The following is a 19,204-nucleotide window of genomic DNA, read 5'->3' on the forward strand; positions in this document are numbered from 1 at the left end:
CGGCTGGTGCCGGGCGGCATCCGCACCACCCGGCGTCGGCCCGCGGGCACTACTTCCCGACCGGCCAGGCGTCCGACACGAAGGGCCGGTACTGGAACAGCCAGGTCTCCGACGCCACCTGGTCGCCGGCCTTGAGGAACAGCCGCATCTCGACCGGGTCGTCGCCGTCGACCGCCAGGTCGAACTGGACGCGCCAATGGCCCGGCACGTCGTCCGGCACCGCCTCCATCAGGGTGTAGGAGGAGAAGGTGCCGCGCGAGGCCCAGAACACCGGCTCCGGCTTCACCCCGAAGGGCAGGTTGGTCAGCGGGCCGCCGAGGAACTCGACCATGAATTTGCGCACCCCGTCCGGGCGCGGCTGGCCGGGCTGGCCGCCGCGGCCGAGCCGGGTGGCGACCACCCGGGCCAGCGACGTCGGGAACGGCTCGTCCGCCAGCCAGTGCAGGCGGTAGGCGAAGCCCAGCTCGTCGCCCGCCTTGGTCGGCGCATCCGGGTGCCAGTAGGCGACGATGTTGTCGTGGATCTCGTCGTCGGTCGGCAACTCGACCAGCTGCACCGCGCCCTTGCCCCAGTCGCCCAGCGGCTCGACCCAGGCCGAGGGCCGCAGGTGATAGCGCACCCCGTCCTCGTAATGGTCGAAGACGCGGTCGCGCTGCAGCAGGCCGAAACCCTTCGGCGTCTGGTCGGCGAAGCTGGAGATCACGATCCGGGCCGGGTTGTTCAGCGGCCGCCAGATGTGCTCGCCGCTGCCGGTCCACATCGCCAGCCCGTCGCTGTCATGCACCTCGGGCCGCCAGTCGATCGCGGTCTTCTTCACCGTCTCGGAATACCAGTACATCGAGGTCAGCGGCGCGATGCCCAGGCGCTCGACCGGCTGGCGCAGGAACAGCACGCTCTCGATGTCCATCACCACGCCGGCGGTGCGGCGCATCAGGAAGCGGTAGGCGCCGGACAGGCTGGGGCCGTCGAGCAGGGCGTAGACCGTCACCGCGTCGGCGTCGGACCCGGCCGGCTCGAACCAGTAGCCGATGAAGTCCGGAAACTCCTCCGGGCCGCCCGAGCCCGGGGTGATGGTGATGCCGCGGGCCGACAGCCCGACCTGGCCGAGTTCGCCCTTGGCGCGGAAATAGGAGGCGCCGAGGAAGGCCACCCACGGCTCCTCGGTCTTCCAGTCGCCCTTGTCCTTGGCCTCCTGGATCCAGAAGCCGGCGAAGGCCGAGGGTTCCGGCGCCAGCTTGGCGGCCGGGCTGTCCGGGCCGACGGTGAAGTATTGCGGGTCGTAGGTGATCTCGCGCGCGGTGCCGGCGGCGGGGTCGACCGCATGCATCTTCACGGTCTTGGGGAAGAACCGGCCGACATGCTGGAAGGTGACGGGATAGGCGCCCGGCTGGCCGTCGCCGTACAGCGCGTATTCCGGCTTGTACTTCAGCTTGCCGTGGGCGTCGTAGTCGATCGCCTCCACGGTCGCAGGGTCCGGCCGCGGCGGCGAGGCGTAGGGTGCTGCGGCCAGCGCCCGCGCCCGGCTCTTCAGCCAGTCGAACGAGAACGGGCTGGCGTCGCCGTAGCGCAGCCCGGCCGGCGGCGCCGCCAGGGCCGAGGCCCCTCCGAACATCCCGAACATCTGGGTGGCAGCGGCAAGCTTCAGCAAGGTGCGGCGGTCGAGCATCGTTTCCCGTCTCTTCCCCGGGTTGAGACATCGGCCGAGCCGCCCCCGTCGCGGCCGGGGCCCGCGAGTGGGGCGCCGATCGCCGCGGGGGCACTATCCGGCCGCTTCGCGAGGCCGCGACCATAGCAACCCCGCGCGCCGGATGCCAACCGTCGCGGCCACGCATGCGTCATTCGGAGGATGGGACGCGACGCGTGGCCCTTTGAGCGCCCGGCCGGTCCGTCCTACTGTGCCGGCCCACACCCGCCGCTGGAGCGCGTACCCGATGGACAGCCGCCTGGACCGCATGATCGCCCGCATGACCACCCAGCGCCGGGCGCTGGAGGTGGCTGCGGCCGAGATCGGCGCCCTGCCCGGCCCGGTGCTGGAGATCGGCCTGGGCAAGGGCCGCACCTTCAGCCATCTGCGCAAGCTGTTCCCCGACCGCACCATCATCGGCTTCGACCGCGACCTGCATGCGCCGGCGGATGCCACGCCGGCGGCGCCCGATCTGGTGCTGGGCGATTTCCGCGAGACCCTGCCGGCGCTGTCCGGCCGGACCCCGTGGGTCCCCGCGGCCCTGGCCCATGCCGATTTCGGCAGCGAGGACCGCGCCCGCGACGCCGCCCAGGCCGACTGGCTGGCCGGGCTGATCGACGGGCTGATGGCGCCCGGCGGCCTGGTGGTCAGCGACCGCCCGATGCGGGCCGGGCGCTGGACCGCCCTGCCCTTCGCGGCGCCGGAGTGGCCCTATTTCCTGTGGCGGGTCGGATAGGTCCCGGCGGCCGCACCGCTTCGCGACCGCAGCAACCATTTCCGCACTGCAACACACCCATGCCGGATCGGGGGTGGTCCGGGCGCGTCAGCTTCTATCTTGTATACAGAATGCACGGGTAACCCGTAGCAAGATGCGAGTTCGTAATGGCCAAGGCACGCCGGGCTAAGCCCGACTGGTTCATGTTCGCCCTGCCCCTGGTTGCCGTGGCCGCGTGTCTCTGGCCCACACCGGGCGTCACGGGCGGCCCCCTGCACTGGGACTGGATCTCGACCTACGGCGTCTCCGTCGTCTTCTTCCTCTACGGCCTGACCCTGGCGCCGGAGAAAATGAAGGCCGGCGCGTCGCATTGGCGGCTGCACCTGCTGGCCACCGCCGGCACCTTCATCCTGTTCCCGGCCCTGGTGCTCGGCGCCGGCGCCATCGGGCACAACTGGCTCGAACCCGGGCTGCTGCTGGGCTTCTTCTTCCTGGCCGCCCTGCCCTCGACCATCTCCTCCTCGGTGGCGATGACCTCGCTGGCGCGCGGCAACCTGCCGGCCGCGATCTTCAATGCCACCTTCTCCAGCCTGATCGGCGTCCTGATCACCCCGCTGATGATGGCCTGGTACACGCACAGCCAGGGCACGCCGATGCGGCTGGGCCCGGTGCTGCTGAACGTCGTGATGCTGGTGGTGGTGCCGATCGTGCTGGGCCAGCTGGTGCGGCCGCTGCTCAGCGGTTGGGCGACGCGGCACCACGCCCGGATCAAGATGGCCGACCGCGCCATCATCCTGGCGATCGTCTACGGCTCCTTCGCCGATTCCATGGCGTCCGGCATCTGGTCGCAGCAGGAACCCATCGTGCTGGTCGAGATCGTGGTCGGCGTGGTGCTGCTGTTCGGCGTCGCCTTCTCGGTGATGTGGGGCCTGTGCCGCCTGTTCGGCTTCGACCTGCCCGACACCATCGCCGCCACCTTCTGCGGCTCGAAGAAGTCGCTGGCCACCGGCGTGCCGATGGCCCGGCTGATGTTCGGCACCACGCCGCAGCTGGGCCTGGTGCTGGCGCCGGTCATGGTGTTCCACTTCTTCCAGCTGATGGCGGTCAGCGTCATCGCCGGCCGCCTCGCCGCCCGCCCGGTGACGGATGCGGAGGCGCACGAAGCGCACAAGGCAGAGAAGCCGGCGCGCAGCCGGACGGCGCGGGCCGCCTGACACCTCGGCTTTAGGACTTGCTGCCTGTCCCCCTCCATGCGAGCCTCTCGGCATTGCATGAAACGGAGGGGAAAATTATGTCCCGGCTCAGCCGCCGCACATTTCTGGTTTCTGCCAGTGCCGCCGCCGCGAGCGCCACATGGCTGCGGCCAAGCCTCGCCGCCGCCGCGACCATCACGCCCGGCGATGCCGACGTGCTGCTGGTCATCGACGTCCAGAACTGCTTCCTGCCCGGCGGCAGCCTGGCGGTCATCGACGGCGACAAGATCGTGCCAGTGATCAACGCGCTGGCGACGCGCTTCCACAACATCGTGGTGACCCAGGACTGGCACACGCCGGGCCACATCTCCTTCGCCTCGGCCCATCCGGGCGCCAAGCCGTTCGACACGGCCAAGCTGCCCTATGGCGACCAGGTGCTGTGGCCCGACCACTGCGTCCAGGGCACGGCGGGCGCGGACCTCTCGCCCGGCCTGAAGCTGCCGACGGCGGAGTTGGTGATCCGCAAGGGCTACCACCCGACGGTCGACAGCTACTCCGCCTTCAACGAGGCCGACGGCACGGCCACCGGCCTGGCCGGATACCTGAAGGAGCGCGGCATCCACCGGGTCTTCGCGGTCGGCGTCGCCACCGATTTCTGCGTCGGCTTCAGCGCCATCGACGCCCGCAAGGCGGGGTTCGAGGCCTTCGTCATCGACGATGCCTGCCGCGGCATCGACGCCGAGGGGTCGCTGGCCAAGGCCTGGACCGCGATGACCGCGGCCGAGGTGCAGAAGATCGTCTCGGCGGATATCGCGTGAGACGACGGCCGCCCTTCCCTGTCATTGCCCGGCTTGACCGGGCAATCCAGGGGCCACCACGAGCCGCTCTGGCCGCCCCTGGATGCCACGGTCAAGCCGTGGCATGACAGCGTTGGGTGGACGCGGTCGCGCTCAAATCCCCTTCACCAGCCCGCCATCCACCAGCAGGTTCTGGCCGGTGATGTAGCCGGCGTCGTCGGACAGCAGGAAGGCGGTGGTGGCCGCGATCTCCTCGACCGTGCCGAAGCGCCGCGACGGGATCTGGGCGATCAGCTCCGGCGTTTCGGGGTAGCTGTCGATGAAGCCGGGCAGCACGCTGTTCATGCGGATGCCGGCGGCGGCGTAGCGGTCGGCGTAGAGCTTGGTGAAGGCCGACAGCCCGGCGCGCAGCACCGAGGAGATCGGATAGGCCGCGCCGGGCTGGACCGCGCCGAAGGCCGAGATGTTGACGATCGCGCCCTTCCCCGCCTGCTCCATCGCCGGCGTCACCAGCCGCGCCAGCCGCACCACATTGACCAGGACCAGGTCGAGGCCGAGATGCCAGTCGTCATCCGGGATCGCCAGGATGTCGCCCTTGGGCGGGTGGCCGGTGTTGTTGACCACCGCGTCGATCCGGCCCCAGCGCTCCAGCGTCGCGTCGACCAGGCGCTGCAGGTCCGCCGGCTCGGTCACCGAGCCGCGCACCGCGATGCCGTCCAGCTCGCCCGCCAGGGTCTCCACCGCATCGCTGGTGGCGAACAGCGCCAGCTTGTAGCCGCGCTGCGCCAGTTCGCGGGCGATCGCGGCGCCCATGCCACGGCTGGCGGCGGTGACGATGGCCACCTTTTCGGTCGTGCTCATTGCGGGTCTCCCTCTGCGTTGTCCTTGACACATGCGCCCGCAGGCGGGAGGAGACAAACGCGAAGTTCTTCATCCTGGCTGTAGGAAAACTTCATGCTGGCCGACGGGCTGCCGCCGCTCAACGCCCTGCGCGCCTTCCGCGCCGCCGCCCGCCACCGCAGCTTTCGCGGCGCGGCCGAAGCGCTGAACGTCACGCAGAGCGCGGTGGCGCAGCAGGTGCGCGGGCTGGAGCAGGCGCTGGGCGCCCGGCTGTTCGAGCGCCAGGCCCGCGGCCTGGCCCTGACCGCGGCGGGTGAAGCCCTGCTGCAGCCGGTCGATCAGGCGTTCCGGCTGATCGCCGACGCCGCGGCGCGGATCGCCCACCAGGCCGAGGTGCTGACGCTCAGCACCACGCCCAGCTTCATCTCACGCTGGCTGGTGCCGCGGCTGGATGGATTCACCCGCGGCCATCCCGGCATCGATGTCCGCCTCTCCGCCTCCAACGACCTGGTCGATTTCCAGCGCGACGGGGTCGACCTGGCGGTGCGCTACGGCACCGGCATCGCCCCCGGCCTGGCATCGCAGCTGCTGTTCCCGGCCGACCCGGTGGCGGTGTGCAGCCCGGCGCTGTGCGACGCCGCCATCGGCCTCGACGACCTCGGCGGCCGGGTGAAGCTGCTGCACGATTCCCACTTCCTGTGGGCGGAATGGTACCGCGCCGTCGGCCGCGACGAGGCCGAGGCCCGGCGCGGCGTCCGCTTCAGCCACACCCTGCACGCCATCGAGGCGGCGCTGCTGGGCCAGGGCATCGCCCTGGTGCCGCGGCCGCTGGTCGAGCGCGAACTGCGCGCCGGCCAGCTGGTGGCGCCGCTGGACATCCGCCTGCCGGAGGCCGGGGCCCGCGGCTTCTACATCGTGGCCCCGCCCGAGACCTGGGACAGCCGCAAGGTCGCGGCGATGCGGCTGTGGTTGCTGGCGGAGGCGGCGGGCGGCGCTGCGTGACCCCGCGGCGCGCCCGCCCCGTCCCGGCCGCTTCAGCCCGGCGAACCGGCCCTGCGCGGAAGCGCCGCCGGCTCACCCTCCTGCTCAACCCCCAGGACGCCCCGCGCGACCTCCAGGACGCCCGAGCCGAAGAGGAAGGCCGCCCCCGCGACGACGCCGACGGCTTTGACCTTTGGTTCGGGAAACACCACGACGACCCGGCAGACCAGGGAAAGGCCGACGGCCAGGGCGAAGCCGAGGGCCAGGCCATCGCCTTCGGTCTTGTCGCCATTCAGGAACTGAATCGCCCCGAGGACCGCCACGGCAAAGCCGGCAACCGCACCATAGATCGCGATCGCTTCGGGCAATCCCGTCTTGGCCAGTCGGGGGGCCAGGGCGATCGCCGCCACATCGGCGACCAGGACGAGCGTGGGCACCGCCCAGATGGACCAGACCAGGGGGTCCGGCTGGCCCTGGTGGAATCCGATCGCGGCCCCGAAGGCGCCGCGCACCAGGAACACCGCCGCCAGCGTCAGGCCGAGGCGCGTCCAGTCCAGCGACGTGAGCGACGTCGGGGGAGAGAATTTCTCCGTCGCCACGACGATCAGGCCCAGGACACCCGACACCACGCTCCAGACCGTCTGCGCGCACCCGGCCACGATGGTGATCCAGCCCACCGGCAGCGGCGTGCCGACGCGCGCCGGCATGATCCGTTCGGACGGCCGCAGCGGCGAGACGCCCGAGGCATAGGCCGGCTGCCGGCTGAGGAGCTTCATGGCGAAGCCGGCGGGGATGGCGACGATCAGGGCGAACACATCGAGCAGCGACGGCTTGTTGCCGGTGGCCCATTCGTAGAGGTCGGAGACGTAGGGGATCTCGATCTCGTGGGTGACGAACTCCTTCACCGCCCCGATCAGCGCCTCGAGCAGGTCGACCAGGAGGTCGGTGACCGCCTTGCCGACGCCGATGGCCGTATCCAGCAGGCCCTGCACGATGTCGATGATCGCGGACAGCCCCCGCGCGAGAAGGCCGGGGCTGGAACGGAAATCGAGATCCTCCCGCACCCGGTCGATCGTCGCCGAGAACTCGCCCCTGAGCGTGTCGCCGAGGGCGGCCAGAAACCGCTCGAAGATGCCCGCGACCTTGTCGCCCGGATCGAAATCCGGCCAGACGATGCCCGCGACCGCCGCCGGGGCGGCCTGACGACCGGGCGCGACCGGCGCGACGACATGGGACTGCAGCTTGGCCAGCAGCCAGTTGTCCTGGCCCGAGCCGACCGCCGCGTTGGGCTGCCCCGAGGCCGCCTTCTGGGCGCCGAGCGACGTCTGGTTGCCGAGGGCGATCTTGGCCGTCCGGAAGGCCGCGTCGGCCGCCGACTTCGCCGTCTTGAACCGCTCGTCCAGCGCCGCCTTGATGCCGGCATAGGACACCCCGCCGGCACCCGTGCCCAGCGAGGTCCAGGTGGCGGTCACCTCGTCGCGGATCCGGTTGTGCAGATCGACGATCTCGGTCCAGTCGAACAGGAAGCTGACCGCCTCGACCACCCGGTGGATGGCGGAGGCGATGGTGTTGAAGATGCCTTGCACCACCAGGGTGGCCTGCTCGATCGCGCCGATCACGCCCTTGATCACGTAGTTGCCCACGCCTTTCGCGAAGTGGATCACCGCCTCGGCGCCGTCGGCGACGGCCGTGATGACGGCGCTGGTGACCTTGGCCGCCCCGGTCTTGATGTCGTCCCAGAAATCGTCCCAGCCCCCGAGGATCGCCGCCGGGGCCAGCGCGGCCGCGGCGGCGCCCGCCTCCTCATGCGACAGCAGCCGGAAATGCGCGGCGCCGAGCGTCAGGTCGAAGGAGAAGGACTGGTCGCAGACCACCCGGCAGGCCGGATCGCTGGCCGGCATGCAGCAGGCGACCGCCATGTCGCAGACGGAGTCGCAGTACATGTTGCCCGCGCTGCGCTTGCGCGGATCGGCCATCGAGGTGTGGACCATGCCGGACATCTGGTTGATCGCGCCCGTGGCGCTCGCCATGGCCTTGCCGTCGTTGCGGTACGCGTCGTTGACGACGGCCTGCTCGTCATAGCCCTTGGCGCCGTGCAGCTGGTCCTGGGTGATGGTCGCCAGCTGCTGCTGCAGTTGCCCGTGCGGGCGGATCACGAACCGCATCCTGGGATCCATGAAGGGCGAGGTCAGCAGCAGCTCCGGGGCCGTCAGCCCTTGCCGGAACGTGCCGCTGCGGTCCGCCGAACCGGCCGGGACGGCGACGCGGAGCCGCCCGGCACCGTCGACCGTGACGTCGAGGAAGTCGGTCGGCGAGATCCGGGTCGCCCGCCCGTCATGGACCACCGTGGTCGGTGCGGTCGCGGAGATGCGCACGGATTGTCCGGCGCGCGGCGACCCGTCCTTGTCGAACAGCGCGACCTCGACCTGGAAGTTCGGCGCCGAGGTGGCCGCACCCACGCCCCGGGAGAAGTCGAAGTCCCGGATCAGGCTGGTCTCGGCGTAGTACTGGTGGACCAGCTCGTCCAGCCGGACGGCGGCGGCGCTGCTGCTGTCGGCATAGAACAGCGCGCCATCCTGCCAGGCCGCGAGGAAAGGCCAGGCACCGTCGCCATAGGTCCCCAGCCCGGCCGATGCGGAGGCGGTGTCGATCACGTAGATCGGGCCGATCGAGCCGTAGAACAGCACGCCGTTCTCGTTCAGGATCGGCGTGCCCTCGGGAGCGCTGTGCAGCGGGGCGAAGCGCCGGCCCGGCCGGCCCGTCGCCACCTCGACGGCCTGCACTGCGTCGCTGAAGGCGACGTAGCAGATGCCGTCGTTGAGGATCGGCTGGATCTCCGACGCGGCGCCCAGCCCGATCGGCTTTCCCTTCGGCGTGACCGGCGACCGGGCGCCCACGTCATACACGTAGAGCGACTTGTGCTCGGTGGTGAAGCACAGCCGGGAGCCGTCGCAGAACACCGGCCCCGGCCTGCCGTCCGCGCCGATCGACCACAGGTTGGCCAGGGTCGTCGCATCCAGCGCCTCGACGCTCGAGCCGAAGGTCGAGGAATGGGTCGGCACATAGAGGACGCCGTTGGCGACCGCCGGGGCCCCGGCGAGAACCTCCCGGCCGTACGGCCCGGCGATGGCGCCGTCCGGCCCCAGCCGGGTCACGCCGCCGAAGCCCGCGACGAACACCGCCCCCTCCTGCGCCGCCGTCCAGGTGGGAATCCCGACCGAAGCCTTGAAGCCGATCTGGCCAGTGTCCGGGTCGGCGAGATAGAGGTTGCCGTCGTCGCAGATGACCGCGAGCTTGCCGCCATAGGGCTGGATGGCCCGCGGGCTGGCGTTGTTGGGGAAGGGGAACAGCTTCCGCCCGCGCGCGCCGGAGATCGCGTCGAAGGAGATGACCGCGCTGCCTTGCGCCACCCAGAACCGCCCGAAGGCGACGCAGCCGCCATCGACCTTCTGCCCGGTCGCGCCCTCCCAGTTGACGATCGGCGACCGGACCTTGCCCAGGGGCTTGCCCGCATGCCAATGGCCGTCCGCGCTCTGCCAGGCGGCGAGAAAGGCCAGGTCGTCGCCGACCTCGCCGGCGCCGAGGCCGACCACCTGCAGGTTCCCCGGATGATCCTTGCCGGCCCGGTCGCCGTTGCCCAGCACCAGGGCCCGGTAGCTCAGCGCCGGGTCGCCCAGCGGGCCGTAGGTCTTGGACGACGGCGCGTGCCAGTCGCCCGACTTGTCCTGATAGGCCGGGTGGTAGAGCTTGCCGTCCGTGCCCAGGCACAGGACCTGGAGGTTGCGGTCGGCGCCCATGCCCGCGGCCAGCGCGACATAGGGCCGGCTCTCGTTGCCGAGCGGGCCGCCATAGGTGTCCGGGAGGTGCCACTTGCCCTTCCCGTCCTGCCAGGCGGCCAGGTAGACCTTCCGGTCGGTGCCCAGGGCCAGCACCTGCAGGAAGCCGCTGTTGCCGTTCGCCGCCACCACCTCGGAATAGTGCCGCCCCGGCTTCGAAAGCAGGCGGCCGTCGCGATGCCAGTCGCCCTTCTGGTCCTGCCAGGCGACAAGGTAGACCTGCTGGTCGGTGCCCAGCCCGATCACCTGCAGATAGCCGCTGTTGCCATTGGCCGCGACCATGGCGGAGTAGCTCCGATCGCCGAGCGGCCCGTTGGTGGCCGCGGATGGCGGATGCCAGTCGCCGTTCTGGTCCTGCCAGACGACCAGATAGATCTTGCCGTCCGTGCCCAGGCCGAACACCTGGAGGAAGCCGCTGTTGCCGGGGCAGGTCGTCACCGCCGCATAGGTCCGCGCCGGATCGCCGAGCGGCCCGCTGGTGACAGCGGAAGGCGGATGCCAGTCGCCCGATCCATCCTGCCATGCGACCAGGTAGATGTGCCGGTCCGCGCCCAGCGCGAGAACCTGCAGGAAGCCGCGATTGCCGGTGCCCAGGGCCAGGGCCGAGAACGTCCCGTGCTGGAATGACAGCCGGTTGGAAGGCTGGATCGTCCAGGTCCCCGATGCGTGGGATTGCCAGGCCGGCAGACACAGGCTGCCGTCGGTCCCGAGACCGATGAGCTGGAGATTCTGGCTGTTTCCCTTGTGCAGCGCCAGGCTGGCGAAGGGCGGAAATTGGGTTTGCATAATGCCTCCTCAAATCAATGCCGCAATCAATGCCGTTGCCGTCAAAGGCCGATCGGTCGCGACGCCCCCGGACTTAATGAGCCCGTGAGAGCATGGCCTTCCGCACGCTGCGATCGTTCGGGCGGACATCCCAGCCCCGCAGGGCATGAGCGTCTGCGGCGAGATCGAAGCGGCGCGGTCCGGCGCGATGTGGCGGCCGACCGCGACGAACGCACTATCGGCAAGGCGGCCGGTCAGCGCAACAAATTGAATTTTCGACGTAATTTAAGATCATATCCACAAGCCCGACGGCGCGGTCGGCGACGGAGCGCGGTCGGCGACGGAAGAGGACGAGCGGCCCCGATGGGGCCGCCCGAACCTGGCCCCTGCCCTCTACGCCGGGGCGGCCAGGGGCTCGCCGATCGCATAGAAATGGCCGCCCGAGACATGGTGCAGGCTTCGCCATTCCGGTCCCGCGGACTCGAAGAACCAGCGACCATCCCGGAACACCCGGGTGTCGGCCCAGGCGCCGACGACCTCGGCGATGAACAGGTCGTAGGCCTGCTGGATATGCGGCTCGGGAATCACCCGACAGGCCAGCCACGCCGAGCACCCCCGGACGAAAGGGGCCTCGATGTCGGCCATCCGGAACAGCTCGACGCCGATGCGCTCCAGCTTGTCGGGTTCTTCGCCCAGGCTGCGTGTGCCCACCGCGCGCGTCAGCTCGAGCTGCGCGACGGTCGGCACCTGGATGACGAAGCTGCCGCTGGCCTCGACCAGCCCGCGCGTCGCGGCGATCTTGTCCAGCACCACGGTCAGTTTGGACGGCGCGAAGTCGAGCGCGCAGGCCCAGGCCGCGGCCATCACATTGTCCACGCCGCCGGCACGGGCGGAGACCAGCACCGTGGGGCCGTGGTTGATCAGCCTGTAGGCCTTGTCGAGGCCGACAGGAGAGACGTGTGGGTCCATGCGATCATGTCCGGCAGTCATGGGGTCCTACCCGGGAGGTTGGAGTCGGTGAAGCGGCAGCCATCATCAACCCAGGCAGTCGAGCAGGTCGCCGAGCTGGCCGATGCGGCGCTGGATGGTGGCGGCGCGGCCGGCGACGTAGCGCGACGGCTTGCCGGCCGACCAGCCGCGCGGGTTCGGCAGCACCGCGGCCAGCAGCGATGCCTCGCGCGCCGAGAGCTGCGCGGCGCTCTTGCCGAAATAGGCCTGAGACGCCGCCTCGACGCCATAGATGCCGGGGCCGAGCTCGACCACGTTGAGATAGACCTCCATGATCCGGCGCTTCGGCCACAGGGCCTCGATCATCACGGTCAGATAGGCCTCGAAGCCCTTGCGGATGAAGGTGCGACCGTCCCACAGGAAGACGTTCTTGGCGGTCTGGTTCGAGATGGTGCTGCCGCCGCGCAGCCGGCCGACGCCGGAGCGGTAGCGGTCCCAGGCCGCGCGCATCGACACCCAGTCGAAGCCGTCGTGCCGGCAGAACAGGTTGTCCTCGGCCGCCACCGCCGCCTTGCCCATCACCGGCGCGATGTCGTCCCAGGCCACCCAGTCGCGATGCCAGCCCTCGCCCTCGAACAGGCGCAGCACCATCAGGGGCGTCGCCGGCACCGGCACCACGCGGTAGACGATGGTCAGCGCCAGCGGTGCCAGCACCAGCAGGGCGAACAGGCCCCACAGGATCTTCGACCACCAGCGCCGGCGGCCCCACCAGCGGCCGAGCCCGCCCGGCAGCCGAAGGCTGGGCAGCCGCAAGCTCGGCAGGCGCGGCCGCCAGCGGGACGCGGCGCGCCGGGCCATGTCAGCGCAGCCAGCGCTGCAGCCGGTCGGCCGCCTCCGCCATCTCCTCGGTCGCGCCGGCGAAGGAGAAGCGCATGGTCGCGTGGCCGCGCACCGGGTCGAAATCGACGCCCGGCGTCGCCGCCACCCCGGTTTCGGCCAGCATGCGCCGGCAGAACTCCAGGCTGTCATTGGTGAGGTGGCCGATCTCGGCATAGAGGTAGAAGGCGCCGTCGGCCGGGGCCAGCCGGTCGAAGCCGGCGCGCGGCAGCGCCTCCAGCAGCAGGCTGCGGTTGCGGCTGTATCGGACGACGTTGCGATCCAGCTCCTCGCCGCAATCGAAGGCCGCCACCGCCGCGTATTGCGACAGGGTGGGCGGCGAGATGGCGAAGTTCTGCGCCAGGCATTCGACCGGCCGCACCAGCTCTTCCGGCAGCACCAGCCAGCCCAGCCGCCAGCCGGTCATCGAATAGTATTTCGAGAAGCTGTTGACGACGATGGCGCTGCGGCTGGTCTCCAGCGCCGTCCTGGTGCCCATTCCATAGGTGATGCCGTGGTAGATCTCGTCCGACACCAGCCGGATCGCGTTGGCGTCGCAATAGGCGGTCAGTTCGGCCAGCGCTTCGGGCGACAGCATGGTGCCGGTCGGGTTGGCCGGGCTGGCCACGATCAGCCCGGCCAGCTTGCCGCCGAACCGCTCCAGCAGCTCCGGAGTCGGCTGGTAGCGCGTCTCCGGCCCGGCCGGGATCTCCACCACCTCGATGCCCAGCGCGCCCAGGATGTTGCGGTAGGCGGGATAGCCCGGCGCCGCCAGCGCCACCCGGTCGCCGACATCGAAGGCGGCCAGGAAGGCCAGCAGGAAGGCGCCGGAGGACCCGGTGGTCACCACCACCTGCTCCGGCGTGACCGTCGTGCCGTAGGCCCGGCCGTAATGGCCGGCGATGGCCTGGCGCAGCGGCGGAATGCCCAGCGCCACGGTGTAGCCGATCCTGTCGTCGCGCAGCGCCGCCTGCGCCGCCGCCAGCACCCCGGCCGGCGCCGGGGTGCTGGGCTGGCCGACCTCGAGATGCAGCACGTCGCCATGCGTCTTCTCGCGCGCTGCGGCCACGCTCATCACATCCATGACGATGAAGGGCGGCACCTGGCCGCGGCGGGAGATCTTCATGACAGGTGGGTCTCTTCGACAGAACAGGGCATGACGCCGCCGGCTCGACACATTCCGTTTCTAGCGTGATGATCCAGGGGCGCGGATCGCCGGCACGGAGGGAGCGGAGCGTTGGGACGGGTCATTCGAATCTTGGCGCTGGCGGTGGCGGCGGTCGTCGGGCCCCTTGCGGCAGCCCAGGCGCAACGCATTCCGGTGGTCCGCGACGCCGAGATCGAAACTAGCATCCACCGGATGCTGACGCCAATCTTCCGGGCGGCCGGGCTGACCCCGGAGGCGGTGAGCATCTTCCTGGTCCAGGACGACGGAGTGAACGCCTTCGTCGCCGGCGGCCAGAACATCTTCGTCAACACCGGGCTGATCATCGAGGCGCGGAACGCCGACGAGCTGATGGGCGTGCTGGCCCACGAGACCGGGCACATCGCCGGCGGCCATCTGGTGCGCGGCCAGGAGATGATGGAGCGCAGCAAGCTGATCGCCACCATCGGCTCGCTGCTGGGCGCCGCCGCCGGGGCCGCAGCCGGCCGCGGCGACGCCGCCATGGCCGGCGCCTTCACCGCCCAGGACATGGTCCGGCAGAACATGGTCAACTTCACCAGGGGGATCGAAAGCTCGGCCGACCAGGCCGGCCTGCGCTTCCTGGCCCAGGCCGGCATCCCGGCGGACGGCATGCTGAGCTTCCTGAAGCGTATGCAGGATGCCGAGCTGGCGCATCCCCGCGGCTCCGACTACAGCCGCACCCATCCGCTGACCGCCGACCGGATCGAGGCGGTGCAGGAGGCGGTCGACAAGTCGGCGCTGCGCGGCGGCCCGGTGCCGCCGGGCTATGACGACCAGTTCGCCCGGATGCGCGCCAAGCTGATCGGATTCACCCAGCCGGAGACGGTGGGCCGCGTCTACCCCGCCAGCGACACCAGCCTTCCCGCGCAATATGCCCGAGCGATCGGCGCCTATCGCCGCAACGTCTTCGCCGACGCCCTCGGCCAGACCGACGCGCTGATCAAGGCCGAGCCGCGCAACCCGTATTTCCTGGAGCTGCGCGGCCAGATCCTGCTCGAGACCGGCCGGCTGGCCGAGGCCCGGCCCTATTACGAGCGTGCCCTGGCGCTGCTGCCGGGCGAGCCGCAGCTGCTGATCCCCCTGGCGCAGACCAAGATCGACCGCGGCTCGGATGCCGAGCTGCGCAGCGCCATCCGCGACCTGGAGCGGGCCAGCGTCGACCCGGAGACGACGCTGCCGATCGTCTGGCGCCTGCTCGGCACCGCCTATGGCAAGACCGGCGACATGGGCAAGGCATCGCTCGCTTTGGCCGAGGACAACCTGGCGCGGGGCGACCTGCCCAACGCCCGGGCCCAGGTCGCGCGGGCGCTGCAGCTGCTGCCGCGCGGATCCCCGGGCTGGCGGCGGGCCCAGGACCTGCAGCGCGAGGCCGAGGACAAGCCGGGCTGACCGAGACCACCGATTGCGGAAATTCGCGGCTGAACGACGCTGCCAGCCGCGTTACCATTGATCCCGTCGCCGCGAAAGGCGAGTAGAGAGACATGCCCCACCGAAAGGACGCACGGATGTTCCGCCCCAGCCATCGCCCCTGGTTCGCCGGCCTGGGCCTCGCCGCCCTGGCCGCCGTCGCCGCCCTGGCGGTCGCGTCGCCCGCGGTGCAGGCCCAGCAGACCATCGACCCGGCGCAGAAGGATGCGATCGAGCAGATCGTGCGCGAGTACATCCGCGCGCATCCCGAGGTGGTGGTCGAGGCGCTGGACGCCTATCAGGCCAAGAAGGACGAGGATGAGCGCAAGGCCCAGGCCACGTCGCTGACCAGCCAGGCCGACCAGATCTTCCGCAGCCCGACCTCGCCGGTGATCGGCAACCCCAAGGGCGACGTCACCCTGGTCGAGTTCTTCGACTACAATTGCGGCTACTGCAAGCGCAGCCAGCCCGACCTGGAGAAGCTGCTGAAGCAGGACACCGGGCTGCGCGTGGTGCTGAAGGAGTTCCCGATCCTCGGGCCGGCCTCGGTGACCGCGGCCCGCGCCTCGCTGGCAGCGCAGAAGCAGGACAAGTACCTCGACTTCCACACCAAGCTGATGGGCTTCAAGGGCCCGCTGACCGACGAGGTGGTCTACACCGTCGCCGGGCAGGTCGGGCTGGATCTCGACAAGCTGAAGCGGGACATGAACGACCCGTCGGTGGTGTCCGAGCTGCGCGACAACATGGACCTGGCCCAGAAGCTGGGCGTGCAGGGCACGCCGGCCTTCGTGATCAACGACCAGATCATCCCCGGCGCCGTCGGCTTCGACGCGCTGAAGAGCCAGATCGACAAGGACCGGGCGGGCTGAACCGGAGTACAGGCATCGGCGGGTCTCAGGCGGAGACTCGCCGGTTCGCGTGACGGCCCGCCGGCGGCAGGGCCGCCTCGGCATCGTCGATGTGGTCGAGCCGGGATTCCAGCTCGCGGATGGCGCTGCGTTGGGTCAGCACCTGGACGCCGAGCCAGACCATGGCGGCGATCATCAACAGGAACACGATCGGGTCGATCATGAACGTCTCCATTCGCTGAGACGGTTGGGGGATGGTGCCAGTTTGCCGTCGGTGACGGCCCGGCGGTGTCAGGCGGACCGGACGCCCAGCGCCCGCAGGATCGCGGCGGTGAGGGCCGGGGCGTAGTGCGACAGGCCGTGCTCCAGCCTGCCGTAGAGGCGGAAGATCGCCGGCTGCAGCACGCAGCCGAAGACGATGGCGGTGCCCAGCTGGGCATCGGCGATGGTGACGGCGCCCTCGCGGATGCCGTCGGCGATGACGGCGCCGATGACGTCGCCGGGATTGGGCTGGGCCGGATCGAAGGCCGGCAGCGCCCGGTGCTGCACGATCAGCAGGAAGCGGAACAGCGACGGGTCCTGGTCGTGCAGCCGGCAGCAGGCCTCGACCATCGCCCCCATCCGCGCAGCGAAGCCGGCCAGCCCCTCCTGCGCCGCGAAGACCTTCTGCCCCAGCTCGAGGTAGCGGACCGCGAACAGCTCGGCGACGAATTCGTCCTTCGAGGACAGGTGGCGGTACAGCGCCGCCTCGGTGACCCCGACTGCGGCGGCGATGTCGCGGACCGAAGTGCCCTCCACGCCGCGTTCGGCGAAGAGGCGGATCGCCTCCACCTCCATCCGCGCCCGTGTGTCCCTGCCCTTGCCGGCCATCGCCTCGACTCACGATGTAAGTGATCGTTAACTAACTTATCGCCGCAGCGGAGGACCGTCAAGCCCCTTCGCCGCGATTCCATGCCCTACAGGCGGCGTTCGGTCGCGGCGTCGAACAGGTGGATCCGGGTCACGTCAGGCTGCAGACGGATGGTGTCGCCCGGCCCGAAGGATTGGCGCTGGTTGAACAGGGCGCAGATCTCCTGCCCGGCCATGCGGCCATAGACGAAGGTGTCGTCGCCGGTCGGCTCGACCACCTCGACCAGGGTCGGCAGGCCGGCGCCGTCCGCCATCACCCGCAGATGCGCCGGCCGCACGCCGTAGCGCAGCTTCTGGCCCATCGTCACCCGCGCGTCGGGCGGCAGCGGCAGCACCGTGCCGTCGGCCGCCTGCACCCCGCCCTCGCCCACCGTGCCGTCGATCACGTTCATGGCCGGCGACCCGATGAAGCCGCCGACGAAGACATTGGCCGGCTCGTCGTAGAGGTCCAGCGGCCGTCCCGACTGCTCCACCCGCCCGTCGCGCATCACCACGATCTGGTCGGCCATGGTCATGGCCTCGACCTGGTCGTGGGTGACGTAGACCGAGGTGGTCTGCAGCCGCTGGTGCAGCAGCTTGATCTCGGTGCGCATCTGCACCCGCAGCTTGGCGTCGAGGTTGGACAGCGGCTCGTCGAACAGGAACACCTGCGGGTCGCGCACGATGGCCCGGCCCATCGCCACCCGCTGGCGCTGCCCGCCCGAGAGCTGGCGCGGATAGCGGTCGAGCAGCGCGGACAGGCCGAGAATGGCGGCGGCGTCGCCGACCAGCCGGTCGATCTCGGCCTTGTCGGTCTTGGCCAGCATCAGGGCGAAGGCCATGTTGTCCCGCACCGTCATATGCGGATACAGCGCGTAGTTCTGGAACACCATGGCGATGTCCCGCTCCTTCGGCGGGACCTCGTTGATGCGGCGGCCGGAGATGGCGATCTCGCCGCCGGTGATCCGCTCCAGCCCGGCGATCATGCGCAGCAGGGTGGACTTGCCGCAGCCGGACGGGCCGACCAGGGCGACGAATTCATGGTCGCCGATCTCGATATCGACACCGTGTATGATGGGGACCGCGCCGAACGACTTGGTGACACCGCGGATCGAGACCGAAGCCATCGCACCCTCCCTGTCATGCCGGCGGTGTCGCGGCCGCCCGATCGTTGCCGGAAGGGTAACCGATGGCCGGGGCCGGTCAAACCGGTTTCGGCTAGGTGGTCTTACAAGTTCCGGCCGGCCGGGCCGAAAAACCCCGACGCCTGAGAAATCTTACTTCGTGTTCATGTAACTCGTAATTCGGTTCATCCGAATACACATGCAGCGCTCGACCTGCCATCTCGCATACATAAACACCGAGCGTCGCCTCCGGCCGGGCCGGGGCTGCAATCATCCGGAGACGAATCATGATCAACGCAGTCGACCGTCGTGAATTCCTGATGGGGCTGGCCGCCGCCGGCGGCGCGGCCATGCTGGCGACGGGCGCCATGACAGGTCCTGCCCGCGCCGCGACCCCGGCCGCGGCCCCGCGCATCCGCAACGTGGTGCTGGTCCACGGCGCCTATGCCGACGGGTCGTGCTGGCTGGACGTGATCCCCCGGCTGCAGCAGGCCGGCCTGAATGTGGCGGCGGTGCAGAACCCGCTGCAGTCCCTGGCCGAGGATTGCGCCTTCACCCAGCGCACCCTGGACCTGCAGGACGGCCCGACCGTGCTGGTGGGCCATTCCTACGCCGGCGAGATCATCACCCAGACCGGCGTCGACCCCAAGGTCGCGGCCCTGGTCTACTGCTCCGCCCGCGGGCCGGACGCCAATGAGGACTACACGGCGCTGGCCAAGACCTATCCGACCCCGCCAGCCAGCGCGGGGCTGGTCCATGCCGGCGGCTACATCCAGCTCAGCGAGGAGGCGTTCCTGCGCGATTTCGCCGGCGATGTCGACCCGGCGAGGGCCAGGGCGCTCTACGCCGTCCAGGGCCGGGTCTCCGAGACCCTGTTCAGCGCCAAGGTCACCCAGGCGGCCTGGCGGTCGAAGCCGTCCTTCTACCAGGTCTCGACCCAGGACCGGACGATCAACCCGGACCTGGAGCGGTTCATGGCCAAGCGCATGAACGCCAAGACCATCGAGCTGCCCTCGAGCCATCTCGGCATCGTCTCGCACGCCAAGGAGATCGCGGACCTGATCATCGAAGCCGCGAACACCCCGGCCTGATAGGTCTCCGGCGGATAAGCCAGCC

16 protein-coding genes are annotated in these 19,204 nt (G+C 70.2%); 7 read left to right on the forward strand and 9 right to left on the reverse strand.

The genetic code is table 11. From position 1 onward, the window contains the following. Positions 1-49 precede the first annotated feature (49 nt). Entirely contained in the window at positions 50-1,666 is a 1,617-nt protein-coding gene (locus E9232_RS04990) for an OpgD/OpgG family glucan biosynthesis protein (RefSeq protein WP_309792497.1), read from the reverse strand. A gap of 265 nt (positions 1,667-1,931) precedes the next feature. Between E9232_RS04990 and E9232_RS04995 the strand changes: the two genes are divergently transcribed. From E9232_RS04995 to E9232_RS05005, 3 genes are all read left to right on the forward strand, one after another. Then, complete coding sequence (locus E9232_RS04995; protein ID WP_309792498.1) at positions 1,932-2,420, forward strand: class I SAM-dependent methyltransferase; 489 nt, start codon at positions 1,932-1,934, stop codon at positions 2,418-2,420. A 146-nt stretch (positions 2,421-2,566) separates the two neighbouring features. Beyond that, the gene (locus tag E9232_RS05000; protein ID WP_309792499.1) at positions 2,567-3,613 is read left to right on the forward strand and encodes a bile acid:sodium symporter family protein; all 1,047 of its coding nucleotides are present in this window, start codon (positions 2,567-2,569) and stop codon (positions 3,611-3,613) included. 77 nt (positions 3,614-3,690) lie between these two features. Continuing rightward, on the forward strand, positions 3,691-4,410 hold the full coding sequence (locus tag E9232_RS05005) for a nicotinamidase (protein ID WP_309792500.1): 720 nt from the start codon (positions 3,691-3,693) through the stop codon (positions 4,408-4,410). Between the two features lie 132 nt (positions 4,411-4,542). On the opposite strand, the gene E9232_RS05010 is transcribed toward E9232_RS05005, so the two are convergent. After that, a complete protein-coding gene (locus E9232_RS05010) occupies positions 4,543-5,250 on the reverse strand; it encodes an SDR family oxidoreductase (RefSeq protein WP_309792501.1) in 708 nt (235 codons plus the stop codon). Positions 5,251-5,343: 93 nt separating this feature from the next. Between E9232_RS05010 and gcvA the strand changes: the two genes are divergently transcribed. Then, complete coding sequence (gene gcvA / locus E9232_RS05015) at positions 5,344-6,231, forward strand: transcriptional regulator GcvA (protein ID WP_309792502.1); 888 nt, start codon at positions 5,344-5,346, stop codon at positions 6,229-6,231. A 32-nt stretch (positions 6,232-6,263) separates the two neighbouring features. On the opposite strand, the gene E9232_RS05020 is transcribed toward gcvA, so the two are convergent. From E9232_RS05020 to E9232_RS05035, 4 genes are all read right to left on the reverse strand, one after another. Continuing rightward, positions 6,264-10,832, reverse strand: a complete 4,569-nt coding sequence (locus E9232_RS05020; protein ID WP_309792503.1) for a hypothetical protein — start codon at positions 10,830-10,832, stop codon at positions 6,264-6,266. Positions 10,833-11,204: 372 nt separating this feature from the next. Beyond that, positions 11,205-11,780, reverse strand: coding sequence for a flavin reductase family protein (locus tag E9232_RS05025; protein WP_309792504.1), 576 nt, complete (start codon positions 11,778-11,780; stop codon positions 11,205-11,207). Positions 11,781-11,846: 66 nt separating this feature from the next. Next, positions 11,847-12,617: a monofunctional biosynthetic peptidoglycan transglycosylase gene (gene mtgA, locus E9232_RS05030; protein WP_309792505.1), complete on the reverse strand. Its 771-nt coding sequence runs from the start codon at positions 12,615-12,617 to the stop codon at positions 11,847-11,849. 1 nt (position 12,618) lies between these two features. Then, positions 12,619-13,761, reverse strand: a complete 1,143-nt coding sequence (locus E9232_RS05035) for a pyridoxal phosphate-dependent aminotransferase (RefSeq protein ID WP_309792506.1) — start codon at positions 13,759-13,761, stop codon at positions 12,619-12,621. A gap of 111 nt (positions 13,762-13,872) precedes the next feature. Between E9232_RS05035 and E9232_RS05040 the strand changes: the two genes are divergently transcribed. Together E9232_RS05040 and E9232_RS05045 are read left to right on the forward strand one after the other, a co-directional pair. After that, a complete protein-coding gene (locus tag E9232_RS05040) occupies positions 13,873-15,210 on the forward strand; it encodes a M48 family metalloprotease (RefSeq protein WP_309792507.1) in 1,338 nt (445 codons plus the stop codon). Positions 15,211-15,326: 116 nt separating this feature from the next. Further along, the gene (locus tag E9232_RS05045; RefSeq protein ID WP_309792508.1) at positions 15,327-16,097 is read left to right on the forward strand and encodes a DsbA family protein; all 771 of its coding nucleotides are present in this window, start codon (positions 15,327-15,329) and stop codon (positions 16,095-16,097) included. 25 nt (positions 16,098-16,122) lie between these two features. Here the strand turns inward: E9232_RS05045 and E9232_RS05050 are convergent, their stop codons facing one another. The 3 genes from E9232_RS05050 to E9232_RS05060 form a co-directional block, all read right to left on the reverse strand. Further along, positions 16,123-16,299 (reverse strand): hypothetical protein, encoded by a 177-nt coding sequence (locus tag E9232_RS05050; protein WP_309792511.1) that lies wholly within the window; start codon positions 16,297-16,299, stop codon positions 16,123-16,125. Between the two features lie 68 nt (positions 16,300-16,367). Then, positions 16,368-16,946, reverse strand: coding sequence for a TetR/AcrR family transcriptional regulator (locus E9232_RS05055; protein WP_309792512.1), 579 nt, complete (start codon positions 16,944-16,946; stop codon positions 16,368-16,370). Between the two features lie 86 nt (positions 16,947-17,032). After that, positions 17,033-18,091, reverse strand: a complete 1,059-nt coding sequence (locus E9232_RS05060) for an ABC transporter ATP-binding protein (RefSeq protein ID WP_309792513.1) — start codon at positions 18,089-18,091, stop codon at positions 17,033-17,035. A 284-nt stretch (positions 18,092-18,375) separates the two neighbouring features. Between E9232_RS05060 and E9232_RS05065 the strand changes: the two genes are divergently transcribed. Then, entirely contained in the window at positions 18,376-19,179 is an 804-nt protein-coding gene (locus E9232_RS05065; protein ID WP_309792514.1) for an alpha/beta hydrolase, read from the forward strand. Positions 19,180-19,204 lie beyond the last annotated feature (25 nt).

Source organism: Inquilinus ginsengisoli (assembly GCF_031453975.1).
GTDB classification, from domain to species: domain Bacteria; phylum Pseudomonadota; class Alphaproteobacteria; order DSM-16000; family Inquilinaceae; genus Inquilinus; species Inquilinus ginsengisoli_A.

Bases quoted from the DNA above. Each gene is read 5' to 3' on its own strand.
- E9232_RS05020 (WP_309792503.1), bottom strand. From the start codon at position 10,832: ATGCAAACCCAATTTCCGCCCTTCGCCAGCCTGGCGCTGCACAAGGGA.
- E9232_RS04990 (WP_309792497.1), bottom strand. From the start codon at position 1,666: ATGCTCGACCGCCGCACCTTGCTGAAGCTTGCCGCTGCCACCCAGATG.
- E9232_RS05055 (WP_309792512.1), bottom strand. From the start codon at position 16,946: ATGGCCGGCAAGGGCAGGGACACACGGGCGCGGATGGAGGTGGAGGCG.
- E9232_RS05035 (WP_309792506.1), bottom strand. From the start codon at position 13,761: ATGAAGATCTCCCGCCGCGGCCAGGTGCCGCCCTTCATCGTCATGGAT.
- E9232_RS05025 (WP_309792504.1), bottom strand. From the start codon at position 11,780: ATGGACCCACACGTCTCTCCTGTCGGCCTCGACAAGGCCTACAGGCTG.
- gcvA (WP_309792502.1), top strand. From the start codon at position 5,344: ATGCTGGCCGACGGGCTGCCGCCGCTCAACGCCCTGCGCGCCTTCCGC.
- E9232_RS04995 (WP_309792498.1), top strand. From the start codon at position 1,932: ATGGACAGCCGCCTGGACCGCATGATCGCCCGCATGACCACCCAGCGC.
- E9232_RS05005 (WP_309792500.1), top strand. From the start codon at position 3,691: ATGTCCCGGCTCAGCCGCCGCACATTTCTGGTTTCTGCCAGTGCCGCC.
- E9232_RS05045 (WP_309792508.1), top strand. From the start codon at position 15,327: ATGTTCCGCCCCAGCCATCGCCCCTGGTTCGCCGGCCTGGGCCTCGCC.
- mtgA (WP_309792505.1), bottom strand. From the start codon at position 12,617: ATGGCCCGGCGCGCCGCGTCCCGCTGGCGGCCGCGCCTGCCGAGCTTG.
- E9232_RS05000 (WP_309792499.1), top strand. From the start codon at position 2,567: ATGGCCAAGGCACGCCGGGCTAAGCCCGACTGGTTCATGTTCGCCCTG.
- E9232_RS05010 (WP_309792501.1), bottom strand. From the start codon at position 5,250: ATGAGCACGACCGAAAAGGTGGCCATCGTCACCGCCGCCAGCCGTGGC.
- E9232_RS05065 (WP_309792514.1), top strand. From the start codon at position 18,376: ATGATCAACGCAGTCGACCGTCGTGAATTCCTGATGGGGCTGGCCGCC.
- E9232_RS05050 (WP_309792511.1), bottom strand. From the start codon at position 16,299: ATGATCGACCCGATCGTGTTCCTGTTGATGATCGCCGCCATGGTCTGG.
- E9232_RS05060 (WP_309792513.1), bottom strand. From the start codon at position 18,091: ATGGCTTCGGTCTCGATCCGCGGTGTCACCAAGTCGTTCGGCGCGGTC.